General features: G+C 48.5%; 1 rRNA gene. It reads right to left on the bottom strand.

Annotated features, from left to right (window positions below):
- Positions 1-1,189 (bottom strand): 23S ribosomal RNA (locus ACTQ45_RS13535); the annotation flags it as partial.
- Positions 1,190-1,343: the final 154 nt, after the last annotated feature.

Consider the following 1,343-nt stretch of genomic DNA (forward strand, 5'->3'; position numbering starts at 1 on the left):
ATACTGAATCCACAGCTTCGGTGTATTGTTTAGCCCCGGTACATTTTCGGCGCGGGGTCACTCGACTAGTGAGCTATTACGCACTCTTTAAATGATGGCTGCTTCTGAGCCAACATCCTAGCTGTCTATGCAACCCCACATCCTTTTCCACTTAACAATAACTTGGGGACCTTAGCTGGTGGGCTGGGCTGTTTCCCTTTCGACTACGGATCTTATCACTCGCAGTCTGACTCCCAGAGATGAGTCCTTGGCATTCGGAGTTTATCTGGATTCGGTAAAGCATAAGCCCCCCTAGTCCAAACAGTGCTCTACCTCCATGACTCTTACTCTGAGGCTATACCTAAATATATTTCGGAGAGAACCAGCTATCTCCAGGTTCGATTGGAATTTCTCCGCTACCCACATGTCATCCAAACACTTTTCAACGTGTCCTGGTTCGGTCCTCCAGTGCGTCTTACCGCACCTTCAACCTGCACATGGGTAGGTCACCTGGTTTCGGGTCGACGACACCTGACTTACGCCCTATTCAGACTCGCTTTCGCTACGGCTCCGTTTCTTCAACTTAACCTCGCCAACTATCGTCACTCGCCGGTCCATTCTACAAAAGGTACGCCATCACCCATTAACGGGCTCTGACTACTTGTAGGCACACGGTTTCAGGTACTCTTTCACTCCCCTTCCGGGGTGCTTTTCACCTTTCCCTCACGGTACTTGTTCACTATCGGTCACTAGGGAGTATTTAGCCTTGCCAGATGGTCCTGGCGGATTCCGACGGGATTTCTCGTGTCCCGCCGTACTCAGGATCCTCCTAAGCTTCACACACATTTCGCATACGGGGCTCTCACCCTTTCACGCTCACCTTCCCAGATGATTCTGCTATGTCTGTTCTTGCCATATCGGAGTCCTACAACCCCAGTGTGCATGCACACTGGTTTGGGCTCTTCCCGTTTCGCTCGCCGCTACTCAGGGAATCGAATTTTCTTTCTCTTCCTGCAGGTACTTAGATGTTTCAGTTCTCTGCGTCTACCTCGCTTTCGCGTAACAATCCATAACGATTGTTGGGTTCCCCCATTCGGAAATCTCTGGATCAGTGCTTACTTACAGCTCCCCAAAGCATATCGGTGTTCGTCCCGTCCTTCATCGGCTCCTAGTGCCAAGGCATTCACCGTGCGCCCTTTGTTTCTTAACCACATTTTTGCGCTGATACTTTCGTATCGGTTTATTACTTGGTCTTGCTTTATTTCATCTATATTGCTATAGACTCGGTCAATTCTCGGTTTAATTATATCTTTTCTTGAAATTATAATTTTGGTTCTATTAGTCTTGACTCGCATTGAATCAAT

Source organism: Fundicoccus sp. Sow4_D5 (assembly GCF_052116365.1).
Lineage (GTDB): Bacteria > Bacillota > Bacilli > Lactobacillales > Aerococcaceae > Fundicoccus.